Source organism: Mesorhizobium sp. B3-1-8, assembly GCF_006439495.1.
Lineage (GTDB): Bacteria > Pseudomonadota > Alphaproteobacteria > Rhizobiales > Rhizobiaceae > Mesorhizobium.
The window spans coordinates 18,266-44,159 of record NZ_VFTK01000040.1; the positions used below are offsets into that span (position 1 = coordinate 18,266).

General features: G+C 65.0%; 26 protein-coding genes. 8 read left to right on the forward strand and 18 right to left on the reverse strand.

What is annotated here, in order from left to right:
* Window positions 1–54 precede the first annotated feature (54 nt).
* Both ptsP and FJ424_RS28135 read right to left on the reverse strand, forming a co-directional pair.
* Window positions 55–2,325 carry a phosphoenolpyruvate--protein phosphotransferase gene (ptsP, locus tag FJ424_RS28130; protein WP_140645253.1) on the reverse strand — a complete coding sequence of 757 codons (2,271 nt, stop codon included), beginning with the start codon at window positions 2,323–2,325 and terminating at the stop codon, window positions 55–57.
* 83 nt (window positions 2,326–2,408) lie between these two features.
* Complete coding sequence (locus FJ424_RS28135) at window positions 2,409–3,662, reverse strand: aspartate kinase (RefSeq protein WP_140645252.1); 1,254 nt, start codon at window positions 3,660–3,662, stop codon at window positions 2,409–2,411.
* Window positions 3,663–3,874: 212 nt separating this feature from the next.
* Between FJ424_RS28135 and FJ424_RS28140 the strand changes: the two genes are divergently transcribed.
* The gene (locus FJ424_RS28140) at window positions 3,875–4,174 is read left to right on the forward strand and encodes a hypothetical protein (RefSeq protein ID WP_140658885.1); all 300 of its coding nucleotides are present in this window, start codon (window positions 3,875–3,877) and stop codon (window positions 4,172–4,174) included.
* Between the two features lie 96 nt (window positions 4,175–4,270).
* On the opposite strand, the gene FJ424_RS28145 is transcribed toward FJ424_RS28140, so the two are convergent.
* Window positions 4,271–4,846 (reverse strand): putative glycolipid-binding domain-containing protein, encoded by a 576-nt coding sequence (locus FJ424_RS28145; protein ID WP_140658884.1) that lies wholly within the window; start codon window positions 4,844–4,846, stop codon window positions 4,271–4,273.
* 276 nt (window positions 4,847–5,122) lie between these two features.
* Between FJ424_RS28145 and ubiG the strand changes: the two genes are divergently transcribed.
* Window positions 5,123–5,872, forward strand: a complete 750-nt coding sequence (ubiG, locus tag FJ424_RS28150; RefSeq protein ID WP_140658883.1) for a bifunctional 2-polyprenyl-6-hydroxyphenol methylase/3-demethylubiquinol 3-O-methyltransferase UbiG — start codon at window positions 5,123–5,125, stop codon at window positions 5,870–5,872.
* An 11-nt stretch (window positions 5,873–5,883) separates the two neighbouring features.
* Here the strand turns inward: ubiG and FJ424_RS28155 are convergent, their stop codons facing one another.
* Window positions 5,884–6,405, reverse strand: a complete 522-nt coding sequence (locus tag FJ424_RS28155; RefSeq protein WP_140658882.1) for a flavin reductase family protein — start codon at window positions 6,403–6,405, stop codon at window positions 5,884–5,886.
* A 14-nt stretch (window positions 6,406–6,419) separates the two neighbouring features.
* On the reverse strand, window positions 6,420–7,544 hold the full coding sequence (locus FJ424_RS28160) for an LLM class flavin-dependent oxidoreductase (protein WP_140658881.1): 1,125 nt from the start codon (window positions 7,542–7,544) through the stop codon (window positions 6,420–6,422).
* A gap of 111 nt (window positions 7,545–7,655) precedes the next feature.
* Between FJ424_RS28160 and FJ424_RS28165 the strand changes: the two genes are divergently transcribed.
* Complete coding sequence (locus FJ424_RS28165; protein ID WP_140658880.1) at window positions 7,656–8,237, forward strand: winged helix DNA-binding protein; 582 nt, start codon at window positions 7,656–7,658, stop codon at window positions 8,235–8,237.
* On the opposite strand, the gene FJ424_RS28170 is transcribed toward FJ424_RS28165, so the two are convergent.
* Complete coding sequence (locus tag FJ424_RS28170) at window positions 8,234–9,166, reverse strand: DMT family transporter (protein ID WP_140658879.1); 933 nt, start codon at window positions 9,164–9,166, stop codon at window positions 8,234–8,236. The two genes, FJ424_RS28165 and FJ424_RS28170, sit on opposite strands and share 4 nt — an antisense overlap.
* Before the next feature lie 100 nt (window positions 9,167–9,266).
* On the opposite strand from FJ424_RS28170, the gene FJ424_RS28175 reads away from it, so the two are divergent.
* Entirely contained in the window at window positions 9,267–9,761 is a 495-nt protein-coding gene (locus tag FJ424_RS28175; RefSeq protein WP_140658878.1) for a MarR family transcriptional regulator, read from the forward strand.
* Here the strand turns inward: FJ424_RS28175 and FJ424_RS28180 are convergent.
* The 4 genes from FJ424_RS28180 to FJ424_RS28195 form a co-directional block, all read right to left on the reverse strand.
* On the reverse strand, window positions 9,758–10,183 hold the full coding sequence (locus FJ424_RS28180; protein WP_140658877.1) for a DUF1178 family protein: 426 nt from the start codon (window positions 10,181–10,183) through the stop codon (window positions 9,758–9,760). The genes FJ424_RS28175 and FJ424_RS28180 overlap by 4 nt on opposite strands.
* Entirely contained in the window at window positions 10,180–11,046 is an 867-nt protein-coding gene (locus FJ424_RS28185) for a carbon-nitrogen hydrolase family protein (RefSeq protein ID WP_140658876.1), read from the reverse strand. The genes FJ424_RS28180 and FJ424_RS28185 overlap by 4 nt, the downstream gene beginning before the upstream one ends.
* Window positions 11,047–11,048: 2 nt before the next feature.
* Window positions 11,049–11,312: a glutaredoxin 3 gene (gene grxC, locus FJ424_RS28190; protein ID WP_140645242.1), complete on the reverse strand. Its 264-nt coding sequence runs from the start codon at window positions 11,310–11,312 to the stop codon at window positions 11,049–11,051.
* A 71-nt stretch (window positions 11,313–11,383) separates the two neighbouring features.
* Window positions 11,384–12,184, reverse strand: a complete 801-nt coding sequence (locus tag FJ424_RS28195; protein WP_140658875.1) for a ComF family protein — start codon at window positions 12,182–12,184, stop codon at window positions 11,384–11,386.
* A 63-nt stretch (window positions 12,185–12,247) separates the two neighbouring features.
* Between FJ424_RS28195 and FJ424_RS28200 the strand changes: the two genes are divergently transcribed.
* A complete protein-coding gene (locus FJ424_RS28200; protein WP_140658874.1) occupies window positions 12,248–13,120 on the forward strand; it encodes a methyltransferase domain-containing protein in 873 nt (290 codons plus the stop codon).
* An 11-nt stretch (window positions 13,121–13,131) separates the two neighbouring features.
* Here FJ424_RS28200 and FJ424_RS28205 read toward each other — a convergent pair whose 3' ends face one another.
* From FJ424_RS28205 to argJ, 5 genes are all read right to left on the reverse strand, one after another.
* Entirely contained in the window at window positions 13,132–13,311 is a 180-nt protein-coding gene (locus FJ424_RS28205) for a Flp family type IVb pilin (RefSeq protein WP_140543577.1), read from the reverse strand.
* Between the two features lie 111 nt (window positions 13,312–13,422).
* Window positions 13,423–13,743: a hypothetical protein gene (locus tag FJ424_RS28210; protein WP_140645239.1), complete on the reverse strand. Its 321-nt coding sequence runs from the start codon at window positions 13,741–13,743 to the stop codon at window positions 13,423–13,425.
* A 169-nt stretch (window positions 13,744–13,912) separates the two neighbouring features.
* Entirely contained in the window at window positions 13,913–14,335 is a 423-nt protein-coding gene (locus FJ424_RS28215) for a (deoxy)nucleoside triphosphate pyrophosphohydrolase (protein WP_140645238.1), read from the reverse strand.
* On the reverse strand, window positions 14,332–15,111 hold the full coding sequence (locus FJ424_RS28220; protein ID WP_181182171.1) for a GNAT family N-acetyltransferase: 780 nt from the start codon (window positions 15,109–15,111) through the stop codon (window positions 14,332–14,334). The genes FJ424_RS28215 and FJ424_RS28220 overlap by 4 nt, the downstream gene beginning before the upstream one ends.
* Window positions 15,111–16,352: a bifunctional glutamate N-acetyltransferase/amino-acid acetyltransferase ArgJ gene (argJ, locus tag FJ424_RS28225; protein WP_140658873.1), complete on the reverse strand. Its 1,242-nt coding sequence runs from the start codon at window positions 16,350–16,352 to the stop codon at window positions 15,111–15,113. The genes FJ424_RS28220 and argJ overlap by 1 nt, the downstream gene beginning before the upstream one ends.
* A gap of 188 nt (window positions 16,353–16,540) precedes the next feature.
* Between argJ and FJ424_RS28230 the strand changes: the two genes are divergently transcribed.
* Window positions 16,541–17,134 (forward strand): TetR/AcrR family transcriptional regulator, encoded by a 594-nt coding sequence (locus FJ424_RS28230; protein ID WP_140658872.1) that lies wholly within the window; start codon window positions 16,541–16,543, stop codon window positions 17,132–17,134.
* Between the two features lie 60 nt (window positions 17,135–17,194).
* Here the strand turns inward: FJ424_RS28230 and FJ424_RS28235 are convergent, their stop codons facing one another.
* A complete protein-coding gene (locus FJ424_RS28235; RefSeq protein ID WP_140658871.1) occupies window positions 17,195–18,109 on the reverse strand; it encodes a peptidylprolyl isomerase in 915 nt (304 codons plus the stop codon).
* Window positions 18,110–18,371: 262 nt separating this feature from the next.
* Here FJ424_RS28235 and secA point away from each other — a divergent pair, with 262 nt between their 5' ends.
* Window positions 18,372–21,104, forward strand: coding sequence for a preprotein translocase subunit SecA (gene secA, locus FJ424_RS28240; protein WP_140658870.1), 2,733 nt, complete (start codon window positions 18,372–18,374; stop codon window positions 21,102–21,104).
* 216 nt (window positions 21,105–21,320) lie between these two features.
* Here the strand turns inward: secA and FJ424_RS28245 are convergent, their stop codons facing one another.
* A complete protein-coding gene (locus tag FJ424_RS28245; RefSeq protein ID WP_246677366.1) occupies window positions 21,321–22,424 on the reverse strand; it encodes a malate/lactate/ureidoglycolate dehydrogenase in 1,104 nt (367 codons plus the stop codon).
* A 23-nt stretch (window positions 22,425–22,447) separates the two neighbouring features.
* Window positions 22,448–25,033 (reverse strand): AAA family ATPase, encoded by a 2,586-nt coding sequence (locus tag FJ424_RS28250; protein ID WP_140658869.1) that lies wholly within the window; start codon window positions 25,031–25,033, stop codon window positions 22,448–22,450.
* 237 nt (window positions 25,034–25,270) lie between these two features.
* Here FJ424_RS28250 and FJ424_RS28255 point away from each other — a divergent pair, with 237 nt between their 5' ends.
* Complete coding sequence (locus FJ424_RS28255; protein ID WP_140658868.1) at window positions 25,271–25,543, forward strand: DUF4242 domain-containing protein; 273 nt, start codon at window positions 25,271–25,273, stop codon at window positions 25,541–25,543.
* Window positions 25,544–25,894: the final 351 nt, after the last annotated feature.

The window sequence follows — 25,894 nt, forward strand, 5'->3', positions numbered from 1 at the left end:
AGCGAAGGCCGGAAGCGCAGAAAATCGCCATTTGCAGACCGCCCTCACGTGAATCTAGAGCGGAATCGAACGATCGTCGGCAAAGGCCTGCAGCAGCGCCCGCATCGGCGTCCCCTGGGCGGGCGCCATCAGATTGTCCCTGAAGAAGGCCTGCAGCTCCTGCAGCGGAAGTTCGGTCAGCATCGCCTTGACCGGGCCGATCGAGGCCGGCGACATCGAGATCGAACGGAAGCCGAGGCCGATCAGCGCCATCGCCGAGATCGGCTTGCCGGCCAGCTCGCCGCAAAGCGTCACCGGCGTGTGATTGCGGGCGCCGGCATCGGCGATCGTCTTCAGCACCCGCAGGAACGGCGCCGAAAGCGTGTCGAAGCGGTCGGCAAGCTGCGTATTGCCGCGGTCGACCGCCATGACGAACTGGAAGAGGTCGTTGGAGCCGACCGAGACGAAATCCACCGCCTTCATCAATTCGTCGAGCTGGAACAGGAGGGAGGGCACTTCCAGCATCGCGCCGAGCTTGAGGCTGGTGGGCAGGTGGTGCGCGAAGCGCGACAAATGCCGGACCTCGCGGTCGATGATCTCGCGCGCCTGCGCGACTTCCGACAGCTCGGTGACCATGGGCAGCATCAGCTTCAGCTCGCGGCCACCGCTGGCTTTGAGCAGCGCCCGGATCTGCGTCCTGAGCAGGCCAGGCCGATCGAGCGTCAGCCGGATCGCCCGCCAGCCCAGCGCCGGGTTCTCTTCCTGGATCGCGCCCTTGAAGTAAGGCAGCACCTTGTCGCCGCCGATGTCGATGGTGCGGAAAGTGACCGGTTTGCCGCGCGCGGCGTCGAGCACATCACGATAGAGCCGCTCCTGCGCCTCGGCGCGCGGGAAGGTCGAGGCAACCATGAACTGCAGCTCGGTGCGGAACAGGCCGATGCCGGCGGCGCCCGACTCGGTAAGCTGCGGCAGGTCGACGGCAAGGCCCGCATTCATCAGGAGATCGACCGGAATCCCGTCCCTGGTCAGCGACGGCTTCTTGCGCAGCTCACGGTAGACTTCCTGCCGTCGGGCCCGGAACCGGACCTTTTCGGCATAGGCGGCTTCCAGGTCGGATTGCGGCCTGAGATGGATGGTGCCTTCCTCGCCGTCGACGATGATGGCGTCGCCGTTTTCCGCCATGGAAACGGCGCCCTTCACCTGTCCGGCGACCGGAATGCCCATGGCGCGCGCGACGATCACGACATGGCTGGTGGCGGCGCCGTCCTCGAGCACCAGGCCGCGCAGCTTGTCGCGCGGATAGTCGAGCAGCTCGGCCGCGCCCATCGAGCGGGCGACGATGATGGCGTCCTTGGGCAGCGCGGCCGCGACATCCTCCGGCCCGCGCCCCATCAGCTGGCGCAACAGCCGGTTGGCGAGATCGTCGAAATCGCTCATCCGCTCGCGCAGATAGGGATCGGTCATGTGCAGCATGCGCGCGCGCATGTCGCTTTGAACCTTTTCGACCGCGGCTTCCGCCGTCAGGCCGTTGCGGATCGCCTCTTCCAGTCGACGCACCCAACCACTGTCATTGGCGAACATGCGGTAGGCTTCGAGCACCTCGCGGTGCTCGCCCTCGAAGGCGACCTCGCGCCGCTCCAGCATGTCGTCGATGGAGAGGCGCAGCGAGCCGAGCGAGGACTGCAGCCGGCGCACCTCCTCCTCGCTGTCCTCGTTGAACAGGTTGGTGACGACGATGCGCGGCTCGTGCAGCACGACATGGCCGAGACCGACGCCATCGTTGAAGGAGACGCCGGTGAAGCTCGCCGGGCGGCGTAGGTCGAGCTCCAGCCCCGGCTTGGTGAGGCGGGCAAGATCGCCGGTGGCGATCATCTCGGCGATCACCATCGCCGTCGTTTCAAGCGCTTCGACCTCGTCGTCGCGATAGTGGCGCATGGTCTTGTTCTGCACCACCAGCACGCCCAGCGTGCGCCCTGCCCTCAGCACCGGCACGCCGAGGAAGGAATTGTAGATCTCTTCGCCCGTCTCCGGCAGGTAGGCGAAGGCCGGATGTTCCTGCGCGTTGGAGAGATTGAGCGGCCGCGCGCTGGCGGCGATCGTGCCGACCAGGCCCTGTCCCAGCCTGAGCTGCGCCAGGTGGACGGCGTTCGGGTTCAGACCTTCGGTGGCGTAGAGTTCGAGCACCGAGTCGGCGCGCAGCACATAGAGCGAGCAGACTTCGGCGACCATGTTGGAGGCGATGTCGCGCACGATGCGGTCGAGCCGCTCCTGCGGCTCCAGCGGCTCTTGCATGAGCTCGCGAAGCCGTTTGAGCAGAACGCGCGGGCCACTGGCCGTATCACGCATCGCGGCTTGTTCTCCAATGGCCATCTCGCCCGCCGCAGTTTCTCCCGCGGCCGGCGTTCACGCAACAACTGACTCAGTTCTTGCTATTGCTTATCCAGACCGTAGACGGAATGCAAAGTGCGAACCGCCAGTTCCGTATAGGGACCGTCGATCAGTATCGAAATTTTGATCTCGGACGTGGTGATGGCGCGGATGTTGATCGCCTTGTCGGCCAGTGCCTTGAAGGCGGTGGCGGCGACGCCGGCGTGGCTCCTCATACCGATGCCGATGACCGAGACCTTCGACATGCCGGCTTCCGACTGCACGACGTCGTAGCCGACTTCCGGCTTCAGCTTCTCCAGCACCGCAAGCGCCTTGTCGACGTCGCCGGACGGCACGGTGAAGGTCATGTCGGTGAATTTGCCGTCCTCGGAAATGTTCTGGACGATCATGTCGACATTGATGTTGGCCTCGGCCAGCGGGCCGAAGATGCCGGCGGCGACGCCTGGACGGTCGCCGACGCGGCGCAGCGAAATCTGCGCTTCGTCCTTGGCGTAGGCAATTCCGGTGACGACCTGCTGTTCCACGATCTCTTCCTCGTCGCAAATGAGCGTTCCGGGCGGATTGAGCAAATCCCCCATTCCGGGCGCATCGGGATCGTCGAAGGACGACCGCACGAAGGTACGCACCCTGTGTACCATGGCAAGCTCGACCGAGCGCACCTGCAGCACCTTGGCGCCGAGCGAAGCCATTTCGAGCATTTCCTCGAACGAAATCTTGGCGAGACGCCGGGCTTTCGGCTCGATGCGAGGGTCGGTCGTGTAGACGCCGTCGACGTCGGTATAGATGTCGCATCGGTCGGCCTTGACCGCCGCGGCGATCGCCACGGCGCTGGTGTCGGAGCCGCCGCGGCCGAGCGTCGCGATGCGATTGTCCGGGCCAATGCCCTGGAAACCGGCGATGACCGCCACCTGGCCCTCGCCGAAGCGCTTGATCAGGAAGGCGCCGTCGATATCGAGGATGCGCGCCGCGCCATGGGCATTGTCGGTCTTGATCGGGATCTGCCAGCCCTGCCAGGATCGTGCATGAATGCCCATGTTCTGCAACGTGATCGCCAACAGGCCGGCCGTGACCTGCTCGCCCGAAGCGACAACGGCGTCATATTCGCGCGCGTCGTGCATGGGCGAGGCTTCGCGGGTCCAGCCGACCAACTCGTTGGTCTTGCCGGCCATGGCCGAGACCACCACGGCGACGTCGTGGCCGGCATCGACCTCGCGTTTGACATGGCGCGCCACATTGCGGATGCGGGCGATGTCGGCGACCGAGGTTCCGCCGAATTTCATCACGATACGCGCCATGGAAGCGAAATGCCTTTGACTCAAGCCGGCTCAAGGCCGGAACGGGAGGAAACGCCAGGGTGACCAAGCGCGGAAATGCGCGGCCTCCTTAGCCAAAACAGCAAGGCTTCGCAAGCGAGCGCACTTATAGCCGGCCCGGCACAACTCATCCTGACGGATTCCTGTCGCCGGTCATGCCACAAGACTGCCGAAACGGCCCGTTGGAGATTCTCATGTCCGAGACCCTGGAAATCGTCACCTTCCACCTGAAGCCCGGCAGCGAAGCCGGCTTTGTCTCCAACAATGGGGTCATGACGGATTGGCTTGCCCGGCAGCCGGGCTTCCTAAGCCGGCAGCTCGGCAGGTGCGAGGATGGAAGCTGGGTGGACGTCGTGCGCTGGCAGAGCCTGGAACAGGCCCGGGCGGCGGCGGACCGCATCATGGCCGAGATCGGCGCCAGCGAGGCGGTTCAGGCGATCGACCCGGCCAGCGTCGACATGAGGCACGCGGCGGTCGCGCTGTCGAAAATCTAATGCATGTCGCGCAAAAGTGTGCAGCGGTTTATAACGACATGCATGAAAACAAAGCCTTAAAGCGCGTCGCCTGAATCCGCTTCAGCGCGACGCGCTTTAGCCGGCCGAGGATGCGCAACGCAGCGCGATGGCCTTCCAAAGGCCTGGATAGTCGACAATGAAGCCGGACGGCGAGACGTCCAGCACCTGGTCGTAGCCGAATTTCGGCGCGGCATAGGCGTAGCGGCTGTCGTCGAGGCGACGGTAGGTCTGGTCCAGGCGCTCAAGCCTTAGCTCCGGAAAGGCCAGATAGGCCGCCGGGGCAGGCGCCCCAGCGCCGACGGCAAGGTCGAAGCGGCGGATCGCCAGCAGGTTCGTTGCCGGCGTGAAGCCGAGGTCGACATCGACAAGCCCGGCAACCTCCGCCTGCTCCGCGCCATTCAGCGTCCATCGGCCGTCGGCCAGCCGTTCGACCTCGTAGCGCAAGGTTTGCGTGCCGAGAAAGCCGTCGACGCTTGCGGAACGCGTGCGCCAGCCGGCATCGCAATCCGCCGCATAGGCAAGGCTGCAGGGCTGGCCGTCATGGAGGAAAAGGGCATGCCCCTTGAGCCGCCAACCGCTCTGGGTCGCACAAAGCAGGCAGGCATCGTGGCCTTCAAGATCGAGACGGCGCCAGAGGATAGAGGACGGCATGATCGCGCTCCTTTTCGAACAGTCTATGCCGTCCCATTCGCGCGAAGTCACAATCCCGTTTCACCATCGGTCCGACCAAGCTGCCACGTGCTGACAGCACGAGAGCTTGGCGGCAGCTGAAAAAACCTGCCTTGACATTCCCTCCCCCGCGCCCGACTTCCTAACGTCAGCGCCGCGCGTCCTTTGGGACGCAGGACACTGTAGCACTTTGACTTGTGCATGATCCTTTCCGAAAATCGATATCGATTTTCGGGGTCATGCGCTGGAGACCCGCCTATGCCAGAGCCCCGCCGATCGACCATCGATGCCGGAGAAGTCGAGCGCTTCTCCGCCCTTGCCGCCGAATGGTGGAACCCGAACGGCAAGTTCCGTCCGCTGCACAAGTTCAACCCGGTGCGGCTTGCCTATATCCGCGACCAGGTAGCGGCGCGTTTCGGCCGCGATCCGCGCGCGGCGCGGCCTTTCGATGGCCTGCGCTTCCTCGATATCGGCTGCGGTGGCGGTTTGCTGTGCGAGCCGATGGCCCGGCTTGGCGCCGAAGTGGTCGGCGCCGATGCTTCCGCGACCAACATCGAAGTGGCGAAGCTGCATGCGGCGGAGGCCGGCGTCAGCGTCGACTATCGCGCGACCACGGCCGAGGCGCTCGCCGATGCCGGCGAGGCCTTCGACGTCATCCTGAACATGGAGGTGGTCGAGCATGTCGCCGATGTCGACCTGTTCGTCGCCAAATGCGGCCAGATGGTCCGCCCCGGCGGCATCATGTTCGTCGCCACCATCAACCGCACGCTGAAAGCGCTTGGCCTTGCCATCATCGGCGCCGAATATGTGTTGCGCTGGCTGCCGCGCGGCACGCATCAGTTCGGCAAGCTGGTGCGGCCGGAGGAGTTGGCAAAGGCGCTGGGCGCGGCCGGTCTCACGGTGATCGACCGCACCGGCGTCATCTATCACCCGCTGGCCGACCGCTGGCAGCGCTCGAAGGACATGGACGTCAACTACATGGTGCTGGCCGAGAAAGCCTCGGTCTGATCAATGGGTCCTCAGGCTTCCAACGGCCGATAGCCACCGCGCCAATAGACCAGGGCCTGTCCGGCATCCTGCGTCCTCACCGCCTCGACCGAACCGATGACGATCGAATGCGTGCCGCGATCGATCATCTCGTCGAGGCTGCAGTCGAAAGCGGCCACCGCGTCGCAGAGCAGCGACGCGCCCGTCCTCAGCGTCGTCCATTCGGCGCCCTCGTAACGATCCTTGCCCTTGATGCCGCCGAAGCCGGAGAAGCGCTCGGCAACCTGCTGGTGCTGGGGCCCGAGCGAGTTGACGCCGAAATGCCGGTAGCGCTCGATGATCGGCCAGGTCGATGAGGAGCGGTTGACGCAGGCGATCACCTTCGGCGGCTCGGCCGACAGCGACACCACGGAAATGACCACGAGGCCGGTACGGTCGTCGCCGACGCCGGCGGTGATGACGCTGACATTGCCGACGATGAGTCGCATGGCGGCGCGGAAATCAGCGACGCTGACCGGACCTTCTGGCGTGGACTGACCTTCTGCCGTGGACATTGCCATCTCCTTGTCTAGGCCGCCGACTGCATCGCGGCCGGTGCGACGCGAATGCCTCTTTCTTCGAGAATAGGCAGGACCGTGTCGCGGAAATAGGGGAATTCCTCGACATAATCGACGAAGGACAAGGTCGAGCCGCGGAAGCCGGCATGGTGCAGTTGGGTGATGCCGTCGGCCACCTGCTCGGGCGTGCCGGTCAGCGGAAAACCGCCATGGCCCGCCGCCATGCGGTCGCGGATGAGCGCCAGAAGATCGTGCGGGAAGGATTGCGCGTGGGCGAATTGCAGCCGCACCAGATTGTCCACCGCCGCCCAATCGGCATTGGCGCGGCCGAAATGCTCGAGATAGTCGTTGGCTTGCTTTTCCGTCGGCCGGCACACGACATGGGCGAAGGTCAGCACATCGACGTCCCTGCCCGCCGCTTTGCCCTGCTCCTTCAGCGCCGCGAGCTCGTCCTTCGAGCGCGAGAGGTCGATCGCCGGCGTGAACAGGAAATCGGCGTTGCGGACGGCAAATTTCCGCCCCTCTTCCGAGCCGGCCGCGTTGAGGATCGGCAACGGCGATGAGGGACGCGGATCGCCGAGCACGTTCCTGAGCTTGAACCAGGTTCCGTCCCAGTCGAAGGCCTCCGTGCGGCTCCACAGGGCGCGCACGATGTCGAACCATTCCTGAGCGTAGCCGTAGCGGGTGGTGTGGTCGTCGGGCAGCGTCAGCCCAAGTGCCTCGTATTCCGGCTTGTTCCAGCCGGCGACGATGTTGAGGCCGATGCGGCCGCGGCTGATCTGGTCGATGGTGGCCAGTTGCTTGGCGACAACGACAGGATGGTTCGCCGCCGTATGGGTCGTGGCAAAGACGGTGATGTTGCCGGTGAGCGCCAGCAGCCCCGCTGCCCAGGTGATCGTCTCAAGCACGTTGCCATGAAAATTGGTTTCGCCGCCGTAACCGATCCAGCGCGCGATCGGCAGCATGAAGTCGATGCCGGCTTCATCGAGAAGGCGGGCGAGCTTGAGATTGTTGTCCCAGGAATTGTCCCAGCGCTCGGCGACCTTGGTGACGGTCATGCCGCCGGAACAGTTGGACGCGAAGGTGCCGAGAAAGAAAGGCTGTGTGCCAGGCGCGGACTTGTCGAGCATGCTCATGACGACGTTCTCCTCACATTTTTGATTATAATTTATGATAGAAAGTCTATCATTAATTCATGTGGACGCAATCGCGTGGATCGGCGCATCCTCGCGGCAAGGGAGAGGCTGATGAACGAGCGTCGCAAATCGCTGGAAACACAGGAAGAACTGCTCGACCGCGGCTGGCATCTGGCGCGCACGCCGCTCGAGATCGACGTCACCGAGGTCGAATATGCGCTGATGCGCTCCTACGAGGCATTCGGCCACTGGCAGGCGGAGTGCCTCGCCACCGTGATCGAGTTTTCGGCGAGCGGGCCGGAAAACGCGCTGCTCCACATCATCAGGATGAACGACCGGCCCAAAAGCGTCCGCGACCTCGCCCAGATGACCAATCGCGACGACATTCCCAACATCCAGTACAGCCTGCGCAAGCTGTTGAAGGGCAGGCTGATCACGCGCACCGGCAGCGGCAGGGCCGGCGTGACCTACGAGGTGACGCCGCTGGGGCATCGGGTGACGGAACGCTATGCCGATATCCGTTCGGTGCTGCTCATCGAAGCGGTGAAGCGCATTCCCGAGATGGCCGAGAAGCTCGAGGACGTCGCGCGCACGCTGGAGTTGATGACGGGCATCTATGAGCAGGCGGCGCGCGCCGCCGCCACCCATCGCCGCCGCCACCCGCGGCCGGAATCCTCCGGCAATGAGGATTAGCTCCGGGACGACGCCGGCTCGACCCGAACCGGCGCCGGCGCGCCGGCTTGGCTTTGCGCCTTGGTCGTGATGAAAACCCCGGCGGTGATGATGGCGGCGCCCAGCCAGGTCAGAAGCTGGTAATGCTCACCGAGGAAGAGCGTGCCGGCGAACAATCCAACGGCCGCCGCCACATAGCCGATCTGGCTGAGATAGACCGGCCCGCCGACCGCCTGCAGGCGGAAGAAGAAGGCAAACATCGCCGAGGCCGACACAACCTGACCGACGACGACGAGGGGCACGGCGCCGAGCGGGGCGAAGGCATGCGTGCCCAGAAGGCCGAGGATGCCAATGAGAAGCAGCGTGGCCGAGGCCAGGTGGCTGCCGACGGCAAGCTCGATCGGGCCGGTGTCTTGCGGCCAGTCGACGGTGCGGTAGATGTTGCCGGCGGCAAGGCTGACCGGGATGAGCAGTCCGATCGCAACCCAGAAATAATCGGCCGGCTGGCCGGCCTCGCCGCGCGTCAGCGCAACCATCGCCGCGCCAACGAAGCCGACGGCGATGCCGATGACGCCGAGCAGGTTGGGGCGCCTGACACCGAGCACGATCGAGAACACCAGCGTGATCACCGGCGACAGGGTGAACATGATGCCGGTGTAGCCGGCGCCGAGATGCGGGATGGCCGAGAACATCAAAAGATTGGGGATGGCATAGGAAATCGCCGCGGTGACGAAGAAATAGCGCAGCTTGTGCGGCGTCAGCCGGATGCGCTCGCCGCGCAACAGAAGCGCCAAGAGCAGCACGCCGCCGGCGCCCAGCGAAATGACGAAGGCCCAGACCATGGCCGGTACCCCGGCGGCGGTGGCGAGCTTGCCGAACGGCAGCGTCATGCCGAGCAGGCCGCCGGTCACGACCAGAAGCCAGATCGCTGAATCCCAGAGAAACCTCATTTGGTTGGTCCTGTCGCTGCGAGACCGCTTGGCGGCCATTTCTTGTTGCACTAAGATAATGCAAAGATTCTTTATATCAAGATACTTTACGGTGAGCAATATGGATCGAGCGGGCAGGGCCATGGAACAGTGGCGACGGGAGCGGCCGGATCTCGACGTGTCGCCGATGGGCGTCATCGGGCGGTTGAACGAGGCCTCGGCGCTCATTGCGCGCGACCGGCTCGCGCCGGTATTCGCCCGCTTCGGGCTGCAGTCCGGCGAATTCGACGTGTTGGCGACGCTGCGCCGTTCCGGCGCGCCCTATGCGCTGACACCGACCGAGCTTTACGAGGCGACGATGGTGACGTCAGGCGCCATGACCGCCCGCCTCGACCGCCTGGAAAAGGCCGGTCTGACCCGGCGCGCGCCGCACCCCAGCGACCGGCGCGGTGTGGTGGTGCAATTGACCGAGAAAGGGCTTGAGCTCATCAACGAAGCGCTTGCCGCCCACGTCGCCAACGAGCACGAAATCCTTGCTGGCCTGACACGCGAGGACCGGGAAATGCTGGCGAAACTTCTGGAAAAACTGATCGGAAGCCTGAGTTCGCCGTCCTAGTTCCGGTCGTCCGGAAAGCTCGGGATCGGCATGAACTCGACGCCGTCCTCGGCGAGGCTCTGCGCCTCTTCGGGGGTCGCTTCGCCGTAGATGCCGCGCGGATCGGCCTCGCCGAAATGAATCTTGCGCGCTTCCTCTGCGAATTTGTCGCCGACATAGTCGGCATTCTCGCGCACCTTCTCGGCCAGCGCCTTGAGCTGCGCCAACGCCTGCTTCTGCGCCTCGCCCATGGCCAAGGCCACCTTCTCCTGTTTGCGGGATGTGGAGACGGCGGGCGCCATCAACGCCTTCTCGACCTTGTGCGAGCCGCAGCTCGGGCAATCGACGAAGCCGCGCTTCTTCTGGGCGTCGAAATCATCATTGTTGCGGAACCACGCTTCGAACTCGTGCTCGTGTTCGCAGATCAGGGAGAAACGGATCAAGAGGCGGCACCCCTGAGACGCGGCGCTTCGCTTGTCCCGGCTTTGACGGTGAAATCCCGCGCATTTTTCAGATTGGGGATCTTGCGGCGCGCGGCCAGCGACTGGGCCGGGTCGATCTCGGCGAAGATCACACCGGGCTCGTTATGCGCGGCCTCGGCGATGATGCGCCCCCACGGATCGACGATCAGCGAATGGCCATAGGTCTCGCGCCCGTCCTCATGCAGGCCGCCCTGCGCGGCGGCGATGACATAGGCGCCGTTCTCGATGGCGCGGGCGCGCAGCAGCACATGCCAGTGCGCTTCGCCGGTCTGGCGCGTGAAGGCGGCCGGCACCGTCAGCACTTCGGCCCCGGCCATCGCCTCGGCGCGGAACAGCTGCGGAAAGCGCAGGTCGTAGCAGACGGCAAAGCCAAGCTTCGTCCCTTCGATGTCGGTCACGGCCGCTTCCGTCCCTGGCTCGTAGGACGCGGATTCGCGCCAGCTCTCGCCATTGTCGAGATCGACGTCGAACATATGGATCTTGTCATAGCCGGCAATCACGGCGCCGTCTGGCGAAAACAGGAAAGCGCGGTTGGCGAGCTTCCCGTCGGCGCGGCGAATGGCCGTCGAGCCAATATGCAGGTGAATGCCGAGCTCCTTCGCCAACCTGCGCGCGGTCGCGACGACGATGTCCTTATCCTCCGCGGTAAAAGCGGCCGCGCCGGCTTCCTTGTCGCGCACCAGCGCCCCGGTCATTTCCGGCGTCTGGACGTAGGTGGCGCCCTGGCCGGCGGCCTGGCGGACCAGGATCTCCATGTCGGCGGCGTTGCGTTCCGGGCTCGTGCCCGAACGCATCTGCACGGCGGCGGCCTTGAAACTACCCATGGTCATCTCCCGTTGGCGAGCATCGCGTCCAGCCGGCCCCGCGACTCCAGATCGTGGAGGTCGTCGCAGCCGCCGACATGCGTGTCGCCGATGAAAATCTGCGGAAAGGTGGCTCGCCCATGCGCCTTGGAAATCATTTCCTGGCGCAGCTCCGGCGAGAACGAGGCGTCGTGCTCGGTATAGGCCACCCCCTTGCGGTCGAGCAACCGCTTGGCGGCGTTGCAGTAGCCGCACATCATGCGGGTATAGATCGTCACATCAGCCATTGGCCGGCAGTCCTCATGCATGCCGTCCAGTGAGGTACGAAAGCGACATGCGGCAAACAACAAATTAAAACCTATATAGTCGCGGACTCATCGGGCCGAAAGTCCCCAGGCAGGACGCGGGCGAAAGTGAGGATGTCGACGGCTCCGGCGCCGCCCCTCTTCAGCGCCTTGGCGACCGCCCGCACCGTTGCGCCGGTGGTGTAGACATCGTCGACCACAAGCACCCGGCGCCCGGCTATCTCGATTTCGGCTTCCGGCGGGACGCGAAAGGCGGCGCGCACATTCTCCTCGCGCTCGTGCCGTTCGAGGCCGACCTGCTGGCGCGTCAGCTTCACGCGCCTGATCGCGGATGGCGAAAAGGGCAGCCCGCCGAGCTTTGCAACGGCCCGTCCGAGCTCCGCCGACTGGTTGAACTGGCGCCGGAAGAAGCGTCGCCAGTGCAACGGCACCGGCACGACCAGGTCGGCCTCCGCAGCCAGCTCCGCGCCGGCGCGCATCATCCAGTTCGCCATCCAGGGCGCGAGGTCGGTTCGATCCTGATATTTCAGCCCCTGCACCATCTGCCGCGCGACGCCTGAATAGACGACGGCCGCCCGCGCCCTCTCGAAGGGCGGAGGATCGGCGATCGCCTCGGCGGACAGAAACCCCTCCCCCATGTCGTGGGTGAAGGGCGTGCCCATCACCGGGCACCAGGGCTTCTCCAGCAGCCTCAGCTTCGGCCAGCAGGCGCCGCACAGCACGCCAGGCTGCGACACATGGCGACGGCAGCCGGCGCAAACCGGCGGAAACAACAGGCGCGCCGGCCAGGCCAGTGCCTGCCGGGCCATATCCTGGACCGCTATGGTCTTGATCTTGTGCACCGGATCGGCCACGTGATTGGAACCCGGCGCACCTTAACACCACTCCGGCATGCGCGGACAACAGGAAGCTTTTCGTTGCAGCCCTTGATCGACACCGAGCTCTGGCTCGCGCGCAAGCGCAGGGCTCTCGCCCGCCCCGTCGAAGGCGCCGATTTCCTGATGCGGCGCGCCGCGGAAGACCTTGCCGAACGGCTGGGTGCCGTCGAACGCCGCTTCGGCAAGGCGGCCGCGCTGTTTTGTCAGACGTCGGCGGCGGCGGACGTGCTCACCGGCAGCGGCAAGGTCGGCGAGGTCGTACGCGTCGAGATGGACGAAGCGCTTCTGGCCGGCGGCCCCGGCCTGGTGGCGCCGCCGGAGACCGTGCCGTTCGAGGAAGGCAGCCTCGACCTCGCCGTCTCCCTGCTCTCGCTGCACGCCGTGAACGACATTCCCGGCGTGCTCGCGCAAATCCGCCGGGCGCTGAGACCGGACGGGCTGTTCCTCGGCGCTCTCGCCGGCGCGGGCACATTGGCGGAATTACGCGAGAGCATGCTTGCGGCCGAGACGGAGCTTTACGGCGGCGCGAGCCCGCGCATCCTTCCTTTCACCGACGTGCGCGACGCGGGCGCGCTGCTGCAGCGCGCCGGCCTGGCATTGCCGGTCGCCGATGTCGAAACGGTCGCGGTGCGCTACGATACGCTGTTCGATCTCGCGGCCGATCTCCGCGCCATGGGCGAAACCAACGTTCTCATCGATCGCAGCCGCCGGTCGGCCGGCAACCGCTTGTTTGCCCGCGCGGCCGAAATCTATGCCGAGCGATTCGCGGATCCGGACGGCCGTATCCGCGCAAGTTTTTCGATTGTTTGGATGTCCGGCTGGGCGCCAGACGCCTCGCAGCAAAAGCCGCTCAGACCCGGATCGGCCAAGGTCTCGCTAAAGGCTGTCCTGGAGAACCCGCCTAAGACTTGAGCGCGCCGTCGTCAGTGAGCGAAGGCGTTGGCCAGCTTGCTGTTATTGTCGGTGAACAGCCATACGAGCCCATCGGCCGCCTGTTTGACCCCGGCGATGATGGCGAGCGACAACACCACGACGATCAGGCCATACTCGACGGCCGTGGCGCCAGTTTCATCTTCAATGAATTGCTGCAGCAGGTTTTTCATGATCATCGATCCCTCATGCAGAAACTCTAATGTCTTACCCGTTAAGAAAGGTTAACGGCAAAAGCTTAACAGCGAGTGAAACGCCGCCGTGCCGCGAAATCATTAACCAAGTCAGCACTCGCCGCTGCGGCTGCCGTCATTGCGGATGACACAGATTGAACTGGGCAAAGGCTGCAGCACGCTGCGGCGCAGCGTATATGTATTGGGACGATGACCGATCGATCCGGTCGCCGTCATGTCGAGCCCGCCGGGGAAGCCGTCGCGAGCGCTCTGCGGCCGGGTCTGGCTGTCCAGGAAAGGCGTTGCGATCAGCGCCAGCGCCACCGCGGCCGAGCCGAAGAGAAGCGTGATCCGCAGGATGCCCATGCCGGCGTCCACCGCGCGGAAGCCGCGGTCGGGCCGGATCGAGTCCCAGTCTCTTTCGAGGCTCATGCCATGTTTCCCAGTCATCGACGATATCGCCGCGCGAAACGGCCTCGTGCAATTTTTCACATCGAGATAAATCTTCCATTAACGCTGGCTAAAGCAGCTCCCGGGAAACGTGCGGAAACATTCACCGTCTCCGGGAAACGGTGAGCTGTCGCAAGGGCGAACCGCGAAACTACAGAAGGTCGATGAGGAACTGGATCAGCGGCGCGTCGGCCGGCGGCATCGGATAGTCGCGCATCTGACGGGGCCTGACCCATTTGAGTCCCTGCCCTTCTTTGGGCTGCGCGATCCCGCGGAAGCGGCGGCAGACATAAAGCGGCATCAGGAGATGGAAATCGTCATAGGAGTGGCTGGCGAAGGTGAGCGGCGCCAGGCACGGAATCTCCGTCTCGATGCCGAGTTCCTCATGCAATTCGCGCACCAGGCATTCCTCCGGCGTCTCGCCGGGCTCGACCTTGCCGCCTGGAAACTCCCACAGGCCGGCAAGCTGCTTTCCTTCCGGACGCTGCGCCAGGAGCACGCGCCGGTCGGTGTCGACCAGCGCGCAGGCGGCGACCAGCAGCAGACGCTTTCCGGTTGGCTTGCTCTCGCTCATGCGCCCGGCGGCCGTCGATAATGGTAGCGATAGACTTCCTCGAAGCCGAGCGACCGGTAGAGCGAGAGCGCCGGCCCGTTGCTGGCCTCGACCTGCAGCCAGGCTTCGCGCGCGCCGCGCAGCCGGGCCCATTTCAGCGCCGACAGGATGAGATTGCGGCCATGGCCCTTCTTGCGCGCCGATTCTTCGGTGGCGACCTCGAACAGACCCGCGAGATCACCGTCATGCACGCAGATCAGCGTCGCCAGCGGCTCGTTGCCCTCCTCGAGCGCGAACAGCCCCGCTTCCGGCTGGATCGCGCCGATGACCTCGGACAGGCCGGGCCGCAGCGAGGCGTCCGAGCCGCTCGTCCTCAGCGACGCGCCGATGAAGCGGCTGATGTCCTTGAGCGGAATCTGGTCCATGGCCGCGCCGAGCCCGACCTCCTTCAGCGGCAGCCGCATGACCAGGGATTCGTCGAACCTGTTCCAGCCGGCCTTGTCGAGATGCGTGGACAGAACCAGTCCCGACAGCGGCGACATGCGAAAGGTCAGCGGCCGGCCATAGGCGTCGAAGCGCCGCGCGGCGCGGCCGATGCGCTCTTCGATGGCGTGCGTGTCGCCCGGATCGAGCGGATTGACCGAGTTCAGGCGCTTGGCGGGGTGTCCTGCCGTGAGCCGTACCACCCAGGTCCCGTCATAATGGACGGCGGCCGCCGGCCAGGCGCGAAAGCCCGCCGCCTCGTAGCGGCGCACGACCGCCAGCACGCTTGCCGGATGCCCGGACACCGGCGCCATCAGCTCCGGTAATCGCCATTGATGGCGACATATTCCTTGGTGAGGTCGCAGGTCCACACCGTCGCCTTGCCGCGGCCGATGCCGAGATCGGCGCGAATGCGGATATCGTCGCGCTTCATATAGGCCGAGGTCGCTTCCTCCGAATAGCTCGGATCGCGTTCGCCCTCATGCGCGAGCCGATTGTCGCCAAACCAGATCGACAGCCGGTCGCGGTCGGCCGGTTCGCCGGCCTTGCCGACCGCCATGACGACGCGGCCCCAATTGGCGTCCTCGCCGGCGACGGCCGTCTTGACCAGCGGCGAATTGGCGATCGAAAGCGCGATGCGCTTGGCCGAGCGGGCGGACTTCGCGCCGGTGACCGTGACCTCGACCTGCTTGCGCGCGCCCTCGCCGTCGCGCACCACCTGCAGCGCCAACGACTTCAGCACCTTGCCGAGCGCCCGGCGGAAGGCGCCAAGCCGCGCATCCTTGGGATCGCTGATCGCCGGCGCGCCGCGGGCGGCGGCCTTGCCGGTGGCGAAGATGAGCAGCGTGTCGCTGGTCGAGGTGTCGCTGTCGACGGTCACCGCATTGAAGGTCTTGGCCGTGCCGCGCGAAAGCAGGTCCTGCAGTGCGGGGGCGGCGATCGGCGCGTCGGTGACGATGAAGGAAAGCATCGTCGCCATGTCGGGCGCGATCATGCCGGCGCCCTTGGCGATGCCGTTGATGGTGACGTCGGCGTCGCCGAGCTTGACCGTCGCAGTCGCCACCTTCGGATAGGTATCCGTGGTCATGATCGCCTTGGCCGCCTCGGTCCATAGATCCGGCTTGCCGTCCTTGACCAGGCCGGCGAGCAGATGGCTGAATTTGGTGGTGTCGAGCGGCTCGCCGATGACGCCGGTCGAGGCCAGGAAAACCTCGCTCTGCGAGCATCCGGCGGCCTTCGCCGCCGCCTCGCCGGTCAGCGCGGTCGAAGCCTTGCCCTTCTTGCCGGTGAAGGCGTTGGCGTTGCCGGAATTGACCACCAGGACGCGCGCCTTGCCGTCAGGCAGGTTCTGACGGCAGAAGTCGACCGGCGCCGACGGGCATTTCGACCTGGTGAACACGCCGGCGACAGCCGTGCCCGGATCGAAGACCATGGCCAAGAGGTCGGTTCTGTTCTTGTATTTGATGCCGGCTTCGGCGGTCGCGATGCGCACACCCTCGATGACCGGCATCTTCGGATACTTCTTCGGTGCGAGCGGCGAAATCGTAGCGGACATCGGAACCCCGGAGCGGCAAGAACGCGAAAGGAAGGCCGGTTTGCCCGATAGCGCGCGTCGGCGCAAGGGGCGTTCTGGCCGCGCCTTCCCGGCCTGGCCGGCGGCTTGGCAGTTGGAAACGCGTCGTTTCGTTTCGTCGCCGAAGCCAATATGATCGGCGCCAGATTCACCGGCTAAGGAAGACCTCGATGGACGAAGCCGCCGCTCGCGGGCGCAAGTCGATCGGCGCGAAACGCAATCCCGAGAGCGCCGATGCCATCGTCAAGGCCGCCGAGGCGGTGTTGCGCGAAGCGGGCTATGCCGGCTTCTCGATCGAGGCCGTCGCCCGGCGGGCGCGGGCGGGAAAGCCGACCATCTATCGCTGGTGGCCAAGCAAGGCGGCGCTGCTGATCGAGGTCTACCAGCGGCAGAAGCGCGTCGAGACGCCCGACACCGGGAACATCGAGGACGATCTGGCCGGCTTCCTTCAGAACCTGTTCGCGCATTGGCGCGACACCCCGTCGGGCAACATCTTCCGCTCGCTGATCGCTGAGGCGCAATCGGACGAGACTGCCGCGGCCGCCCTTGCAGAATATTCGAAAGGACGCCGCAGCCATACCGGCCGGATGATCGAGCGCGCCAAGGCGCGGAGCGAGGTGGCGGCCGATGTCGATGCCGGGATCGTCGCCGATCTGATCGCTTCCTTCGCCTGGCGGCATCTTCTGGCCGGACGGCTCGACGAGGACGACGCGCTGATCCGCGCCGCCATACGCTACATCACGCGGGGTATAATGAACGCTTGACCCCCGAAAGCGAAAGGGCGCCCGAAGGCGCCCTTTTAGAATTATCCAGCCGCAAGCGGATTACTTGCCGGCTTCCAGCGTGTCGATGTCCTTCTTGAGCTTCTCGTCCGGGATCTCGACCTTGGCGGCCGCGCGCAGCTCCTTGACCATGGCGAAATACTTGTCGCGGATCACCGCCTGCTTGGCCTGATCCTTGACGTCGTCGAAGGCCGGCGGCTGCTTGGTGCGCTTGTCCTCGACCTTGATGACGTGCCAGCCGAACTGCGACTGCACCGGCTCCTTCGAATATTTGCCGACGTCGAGCGCGAAGGCCGCCTTGTCGAACTCCGGCACCATCTGCCCCGGGCCGAACCAGCCGAGGTCGCCGCCACTGGTCTTGCCGCTCGGATCGCTGGTGTGTTCGTTGGCGAGCTTCTGGAAGTCGGCGCCGCCGTCGAGCTGCTTGATGATCGCCTCGGCCTCTTCCTTCGTCTTCACGAGGATGTGACGGGCGTGGATTTCGTTGACCGGCGGCGTGTTGGCGATCTCCTGGTCGTAGCGGGCGCGCACTTCGGCGTCCGTCACCTTGTCGACCACTTCCTTCTCGACCACCTCGCCATGCAGGGCGCGCGCCTGCAGGAACGCCATGCGGCGCTGGAAGTCGGCGTCCTTGTCGAGGCCGCTGTCGACCGCCTTCTTGGCCATGACGCGGATTTCGATCGCGGCCGAAAGGGCAGCCGCGCGGCGCTGTTCGGGCGGCATCTGCGCGAACTGTTGCGACAGTTCGCCTTCGGCGAGCTGAAGATCGGCCTCGGTCAGCTTCTCGCCATTGACGGTGGCGACCACGGCATTGGGATCGACCGGAGCCGCCGCCGGCGCTGTGGCGTCTTGGGCGGGCTTGGTCTCCTGCGCCATCAGCGGCGACAGGCTAAGAACCGAGAGCCCGAAGACCAGACCGAGGCTGGCGAGCGAGGCGCGGCGGAACGACAGGGACATCAAGATAACTCCAATGGGGATTGCCAATAAGGACCGCGTGAGCGGAAGGGTTCCAAATCAGTCGGATTGTGGCGGAATTTGGCGCTGCCCATAGGGCTAACGCGGCGTTGACATCGATTGAGCCCCCTCTTATCTGTCCATCGACTTGGCGTCCAGAACCGTTTTCCGGGCGCTTTTTGCGTTTGTCCGCATTCACGCGGATTTGATGGGCCCGCCAGGCGCCTGTCGCAAACGGCTAAATTGCTATCGAAAGGACCATTGGATGGTCAGTCTCGGCGGTCTCGCCCGTAAGGTTTTCGGTTCTTCCAACGACCGCCGTGTCAAGTCGACCCGGCCCAGGGTCGAAGCCATCAACGCCATGGAAAACGAGATGCGGGCGCTTTCCGACGCCGAGCTCTCGGGCCGCACTGAAAAATTCCGCCAGGATCTCGCCAACGGCGCCGCGCTCGACGACCTGCTGGTTCCAGCCTTCGCCACGGTGCGCGAGGCGGCCCGCCGCGTGCTTGGCATGCGTCCCTTTGACGTACAATTGATCGGCGGCATGGTGCTTCACAATGGCGGCATCGCCGAGATGCGCACCGGCGAGGGCAAGACGCTGGTCGCCACTTTGCCGGTCTATCTCAATGCGCTTGCCGGCCAGGGCGTCCATGTCGTCACCGTCAACGACTATCTCGCCACCCGCGACGCCGAATGGATGGGCCGCGTCTATAAATTCCTCGGCCTGACCGTCGGCATCATCGTCCACGGCCTTTCCGACGACGAGCGCCGCGAGGCTTACGCCTCCGACGTCACCTATGCCACCAACAACGAGCTCGGTTTCGACTATCTGCGCGACAACATGAAGTATGAGCGCTCGCAGATGGTGCAGCGCGGGCATGCCTACGCCATCGTCGACGAGGTCGATTCCATCCTGGTCGACGAAGCGCGCACGCCGCTGATCATTTCCGGTCCGCTCGAGGACCGCTCGGAAATGTACAACACCATCGACGCCTTCATGCTGAAGCTCGGCCCGGCCGACTACGAGGTCGACGAGAAGCAGAAGACGACGATCTTCACCGAGGACGGCACCGAGAAGCTGGAAAACATGCTGCGCGACGCCGGCCTGTTGAAAGGCGAGTCGCTCTACGACGTCGAGAACGTCGCCATCGTCCATCACGTCAACAACGCGCTGAAGGCGCATCTTCTGTTCCAGAAGGACCGCGACTACATCGTGCGCAACGGCGAGATCGTCATCATCGACGAGTTCACCGGCCGCATGATGCCGGGCCGCCGCTACTCCGAAGGCCTGCACCAGGCGCTCGAGGCCAAGGAGCATGTGCAGATCCAGCCGGAGAACCAGACGCTGGCCTCCGTCACCTTCCAGAACTATTTCCGCCTCTACAAGAAGCTTTCCGGCATGACCGGCACGGCGCTGACCGAGGCCGAGGAATTCGGCAACATCTACGGCCTCGAGGTCACCGAGATCCCGACCAACCTGCCGGTCATCCGCAAGGATGAGGACGACGAGGTCTACCGTACGGTCGAAGAGAAGTACAAGGCGATCGTCAAGGAAATCCGCGAGGCCAGCGCCAAAGGCCAGCCGACGCTGGTCGGCACCACCTCGATCGAAAAATCCGAGCAGTTGGCCGAACGCCTGCGCAAGGATGGCTTCAAGGACTTCGAAGTCCTGAACGCGCGCCACCACGAGCGCGAGGCGGCTATCGTCGCCCAGGCCGGCAAGCCCGGCGCCATCACCATCGCCACCAACATGGCCGGCCGCGGCACCGACATCAAGCTCGGCGGCAACGCCGAGATGCGCATCGCCGAAGAGCTTGGCGACATGCCGCCCGGACCCGAGCGCGAGGCTCGGGAAAAAGAGATTAACGACGACGTCGAGCGCCTGAAGGAAAAGGCGCTGGCCGCCGGCGGCCTTTACGTTCTGGCCACCGAACGCCACGAATCGCGCCGCATCGACAACCAGCTTAGAGGTCGTTCAGGAAGACAGGGCGATCCCGGCCGGTCAAAATTCTTCCTGTCGCTGCAGGACGACCTGATGCGCATCTTCGGCTCCGAGCGCATGGATGGCATGCTGCAGAAGCTCGGCCTCAAGGAAGACGAGGCGATCATCCATCCCTGGATCAACAAGGCGCTGGAGAAGGCGCAGAAGAAGGTCGAGGCGCGCAACTTCGACATCCGCAAGAACCTGTTGAAATATGACGACGTCTCGAACGACCAGCGCAAGGTGGTGTTCGAGCAGCGTATCGAACTGATGGACGGCGAAGGCCTGTCGGAGACGATCGCCGAGATGCGCGAAGGCGTCATCGAGGAGATCGTCGCCAAGAACATCCCCGAAAACGCCTATGCCGAGCAGTGGAACGTCGCCGGCCTCAAGGAGGAAGCGGCGCAGTACCTCAACCTCGACCTGCCGATCGAGGAATGGGTCAAGGAAGAGGGCATCGCCGAGGACGACATCCGCGAGCGCATCGCGGCCGCGGCCGACGCCGCCGCCAAGGAACGCGCCGATCGCTTTGGCCCCGACGTGATGAACTATGTCGAACGTTCGGTGGTGCTGCAGACGCTCGACCATCTGTGGCGCGAGCACATCGTCAATCTCGACCACCTGCGTTCGGTCGTCGGCTTCCGCGGTTACGCCCAGCGTGACCCGCTGCAGGAATATAAGGGCGAGGCCTTCGAGCTGTTCCAGGGCATGCTCGGCAACCTGCGCCAGGCCGTCACCGCGCAGCTGATGCGCGTCGAGCTGGTGCGCCAGGCGGCGGACGCGCCGCCGCCCGAAGCCCCCGAGATGTTCGGCAGCCATATCGACGGCTCCACCGGCGAGGATGATTTTCAGGGCGGCGAGACCGCGCTTCTGATGCGTCAGGACACCAACGCCGTCGTCGCGCCGGAAAACCGCGACCCGAAGAACCCCGCAAGCTGGGGCAAGGTCGGCCGCAACGAGCTCTGCCCCTGCGGCTCCGGCAAGAAGTACAAGCACTGCCACGGTACGTTCGCCTGAGCAGGTCTTCAGTCCCGGCTTTCGCCGGGACTTTTCAACGGATATGATCCCAGCCCCAGATAACTTTCGCAAGGGGCTGAACAGGTTCAAAGCCGTGTCCGGCGTGCCTGACTACTTCCAACTGCACGACCTTAACTTCAATTCATCCATAAAGCCTGCAGTCATGGTGTCGGATATCGACACGACGCGGCAAACAATTCTATCGAAGATCGCGTCCTACAACGTCGGAGGCTGGACCCCGAGCGACAACGCGGCTGCACAGATCGCATCCCATGTCTGCTTCTGCAGCGGAACGCCGGAGCGCAGGCGCTCCTCGCGGGACCGGGCTTCCGGCTCGCCTGGAACCAGGACCGGAGTACCGGGCGTGGTCGGTCGCGAGGCCTTCACATAGTTGGCGTAAGCGCGCGCTCTCTGCAGGAAATCCGGCTCTCCAAAGCGGGCCGGGTCGAGGTAGATCGACAGCATGCCGTTGCTTATGCGGCCGCGCTTGCCGCCAGGGATAGGACCGGACGTCGCGCCTCCAGCCAGGACGCCCGCCAGGATTTCGCACATGAAGGCAAGGCCGGAGCCCTTGTGCAGACCGAAAGCGACGAGAGCGCCCTCGCCATGCGCTAAGTCCCGAACGCCGCCCGGCACGATCGGTCCGTAAAGTGCCGACGGGTCCGAGGTGAACTTTCCGTCGAGCCCGACCAGCGCTCCCTCCGGCACTGGCTTGCCGCCGTTCGATGCGACCAGTACCTTGCCTTCGGCAACAAGCGACGTCGCGAAATCAAGCAGGAACATAGGTTCCTTGCCGTCCGACGGAACGCCTATGCAGATGGGATTCGTGGAAAACCGTCGATCGATCCCACCGAACGGCGCAACCAGCTCACCGCCGCCCACATTGACGAAATGCAACGAAACCAGACCGGCATCGGCGGCCCGTTCTGCCCAGTCGCCGATCCGGCCGAGATGGCTGGAGTTTCGCAGGCCGATCATCGAAACGCCCGCGGCCCTGGCTTTCTCCACGCCTGTGTCGACGGCCAACGGACCGATTGTCTGGCCGAAGCCCCAATTGCCGTCCACTGTGGCGAAGGAGGGTCCCTCCGAGACCACCGTCAGCGTCTGCCCCGGTCGGACATAACCCTGCCGCAGCCAATAGAGATAACGCGGAGTGCGTATCACGCCGTGGCTGTCATGGCCCGCTAGATTGGCCGACAGAAGGTAGTGTCCGATCCGATCCGCTTCGTCCCGCGCGCAGCCGGCGGTCGCGAAAATAGTCGCGACGAACTCTTTCAGCCGCGCGGCAGGAATGACGTAAGTCGGCTCCTCCATCACCATTGGTTTGTGCGGTACAATCAAGTTTAGATCAATCCCGAATCGCGCGCGGCCGCCGTCGCCTCGCCGCGCGAGACGGCCTCCAGCTTGTCCAGCACCGCCGACACGTGATGATCGACCGTCTTTGGCGAGATGGTCAGATGCGCGGCGATCTTCTTGTTGGAAAAGCCGCGTTCGATCAGCTGCAGCACCTCCATCTGGCGCTGCGTGAGACCGGCATGGTTGGCGCGCGTCGCCTGTCGCGGTCCTCTCGCGATGTGGCTGACGCCGCTTTCCCGCATAAGGCCGCGGACGTGCTGCGCGACCGCCCTCGCGCCAAGGTCCTCAAAAATGGCAAGTGCTTCGCGCTGCGCCGCTTCGTCGCCGAGCAGCAAGGCCATTGCCTGTTCGAAAGGCGCCCCCATTTCGGCCCATAGCGCTGCGGCGGCGCGCCAGTCGCCGGTCAGTTGCAGGCGGTGCGGCTCCGCCATGCCGTCCGTGTCGCCGGGATCGGATCCGGGCGACAACAGCTGCCGCCAGGTGGCAAGTTCGCCGAACACGGCCAGCTTCGGCGCGAGGCTTTCGGCAACCGCGATCAGGCGCAAGGCTTCCTGCCTGTCGGCTTGTCCAAGCCAGGCCAACTCAGCCAGCACCTCGGCAAACGCCACAAGGCGCTGCAGCTCCATGCCCTTGTCCAGGAACCGCCTCATCTCTTCGACGATCGGCTCGGCCGACGGGTCGCCGCGGCGGATGCGCAGCCTCGCCAGCGCCACCAGCGACGGATAGCGCACCAGCGGCGTCGTTGCGTCGTCGTCGACAACCTCATGCGCCATTGTCGCGGCGTCGTCCCAAAAGCCGCGCCGAAGCAAAAGCTGCGCCTGCACGCCGCGCATGTAATCGCGCCATGTCGCGAGATCGTTCTCGACACAATAGCCAATGCCGCGATCCAGGAACGACGCCGCCTCTTTGAAGTTGAGGCTATTCATCTCGACGCAGGCGCAGTTCGTGAAGGCGCGCGCCGCATGCTCCTGGAAGTTGCCCGACAGTGCAATCCCAAGGCTGCGAGCGAGATCGCGCCGCCCTTTGGCAAAATCCAGCCATTGTCCGGCGGCGCCGACATTGTTCAGCGCATGACAGACAATGTCCGCCCGGTTGAGCCGCTCCGCCAGTTCGGCCGCCTTGCCGCCGAGCGAAAGCGTGTCCTCGAGCCGCTCGGCCAGCATCGCCAGTTGCGAGAGGTTCGAGTAGGCCATCGCCAGTTCGGCGCTGTCGGGCGCGGTCTCCAGAAGCTCCACGGCCTGCTCGCCGAAACGGTCCGCTGCCTCGCGATCGCCGAGCAGATAGGCAAAGCGCGACAGGCACCTGAGGCTGTCGCCTTCCTTGAGCCGATCGCCCAGCGCCTGGCGCAGCTGGCGCGCCCGGTCCTGCGCTTCCATCGCCGCGTCGATGCGGCCGATCAGGTGGCACTCGAAGGCATGGCCTTCATAAAGCTCCGCCCGCTTCTCGATCGGCAGGATATCCGCGTGGCGCAGGGCGACCTCGTAGTAACCCGCCGCATCGCGATGGGCGCCGACGCGGGAAGCCTCGCGCGCGGCGACCGGCGTCAGCTCGCGCACCACGTCCAGGCTTTGCGCCTCCACGGCATGATGCACCAGCCTTGCGGTGGCGACTTGCGGATTTTCCCGCAACGCTGCCAGGGCGCGCTCGTTGTACTCCCGCCTCTTGCTGGGCGTCAGCGCCATCTCGATCGCCGTGCGGGCGATCTCGTGGCGGAAGGCATAGCCGTCGCCGAAATCCTCGAGCAGACCGTTGGCGACGCATTCGGCAAGCTGGCCGGCGGCTGCAATTCCGCAAAGGCCGCTCAGCGCCCAGGCGTCGGCGCGGCGCGGGAACACCGAGACCGCGTCGAGCATCGAGCGGGCGCCGGAGGAGAGCCGCTCGGCGCGCGCGAGCACCGCGTCGCGCACGCTGACCGGCAGCAGGCCGTCTTTCTCGCCGGCCAGCAACTCCGTCACGAAGAAGGCATTGCCTGCCGTGGCGCGGTAGATGGCGCCGCCGTCGCGGCCGGCGGCCTCGGCGAGCGACAGGACGGCCGTCTCGCTGAGCAAGGGGACCTCGATACGATGGATGTTGCCGGCCGGGATTTCGCCGAGCGCCCGGCGCACCCGCATCTGCCCCTCGCTGCGGTCGGTGCGCGCCGTGATCAGAAGCAGGATGTGGGTGCTCGCGATACGCCGGCCCAGGAAGCGCACGAAATCCAGCGTCGCATCATCCGCCCAGTGCAGATCCTCGATGACCAGGACGCTTGGACCCTTCGTCTCGAAAACGTCGAGCGCGTCGGAAAAGAACGGCAGCCTTTGCCCCTGACGGGCATCGATCGCCTGCGGCAACTCCCATCCCGCCTCGCGCGCAAGATCGTAGAGCGCGCCGAGCGGGTCGGGAATCGAGAGGTCCTCGCAGGCACCGCGCAACAGCTTCACGGCTGCCGTCATCCGCTCCGTGAACGCCTCGACCAGCGTCGTCTTGCCGGCGCCGGCTTCGCCGGACAGCGCCACGACGCGGCCGTGGCCTCGCACGGTGCCGGCCAGCACGGCCTCCAGTTGGTTCAGTTGCGTCTGTCTTTCCAGAAGCATCGTCACTCTCGCGAATGGGATTGTTGGCGCGGCGGATGCCGCTGGATAGTCGGTACGAAGGTGTGGAAATGTGACCTTCCACACATTCCAGTGCCTGCTTCCACATAGAACGCTCCAAAGATAGGGAATCGTCCCGTCAAATATGGGGAAAGGTGCCGATGCGCGCCTTCCGCGAAGGTGATTTCTGCTGGGTCGCGCTTGAACCGAGCGCAACTCACCAATGAAAGGAACCCTATCGTGCCTCGTTACCTGATTGAACGTACCTTCCCCGATGGGCTTCACGTGCCGATGAACGACGCCGGCGCGACCGCGATGGGCGGCGTCATCGCCCGCAACGCCGAGAAAGGCGTAACCTGGGTGCAATCCTTCGTCTCGCCGGACAAGTCGAAGAGCTTCTGCATCTATGACGCGCCCTCGCCGGAGGCGATCCGCAGCACCGCCCAGAAGAATGCGCTTCCCGTCGACAAGATCACGGAGGTGCGGGTCCTTGACCCCTACTTTTATCGCTGATCGGGCAGATGAACGACAAAACGATGAGACGATCGTCCTTGTCGATGGCGAACCTGTTGTCATGCCGGACAACGAGAGAGTATCCGCCGCGGCGGATACTCTCGCACCGCGGCGCGGCTTCATACAGCGGCTCGTATCGGCACTGTTTTCGCCTGTGCGAAACAGGCGCCGCCGGCCTCTCCCGCAGGACCACCATCTGAGGCGCGACATCGGCCTCCGTGAGCGGGAATTGCCGCGCGAATACTGGGAATATTGGTGGCATCACTGATGTTCCACAGGCCCTGGCGGGACCCTCGCGGTCTCGCCCTTCGAATGACACGCGCGCCAAGCGTCACAGGCGCGGCCTTGAAA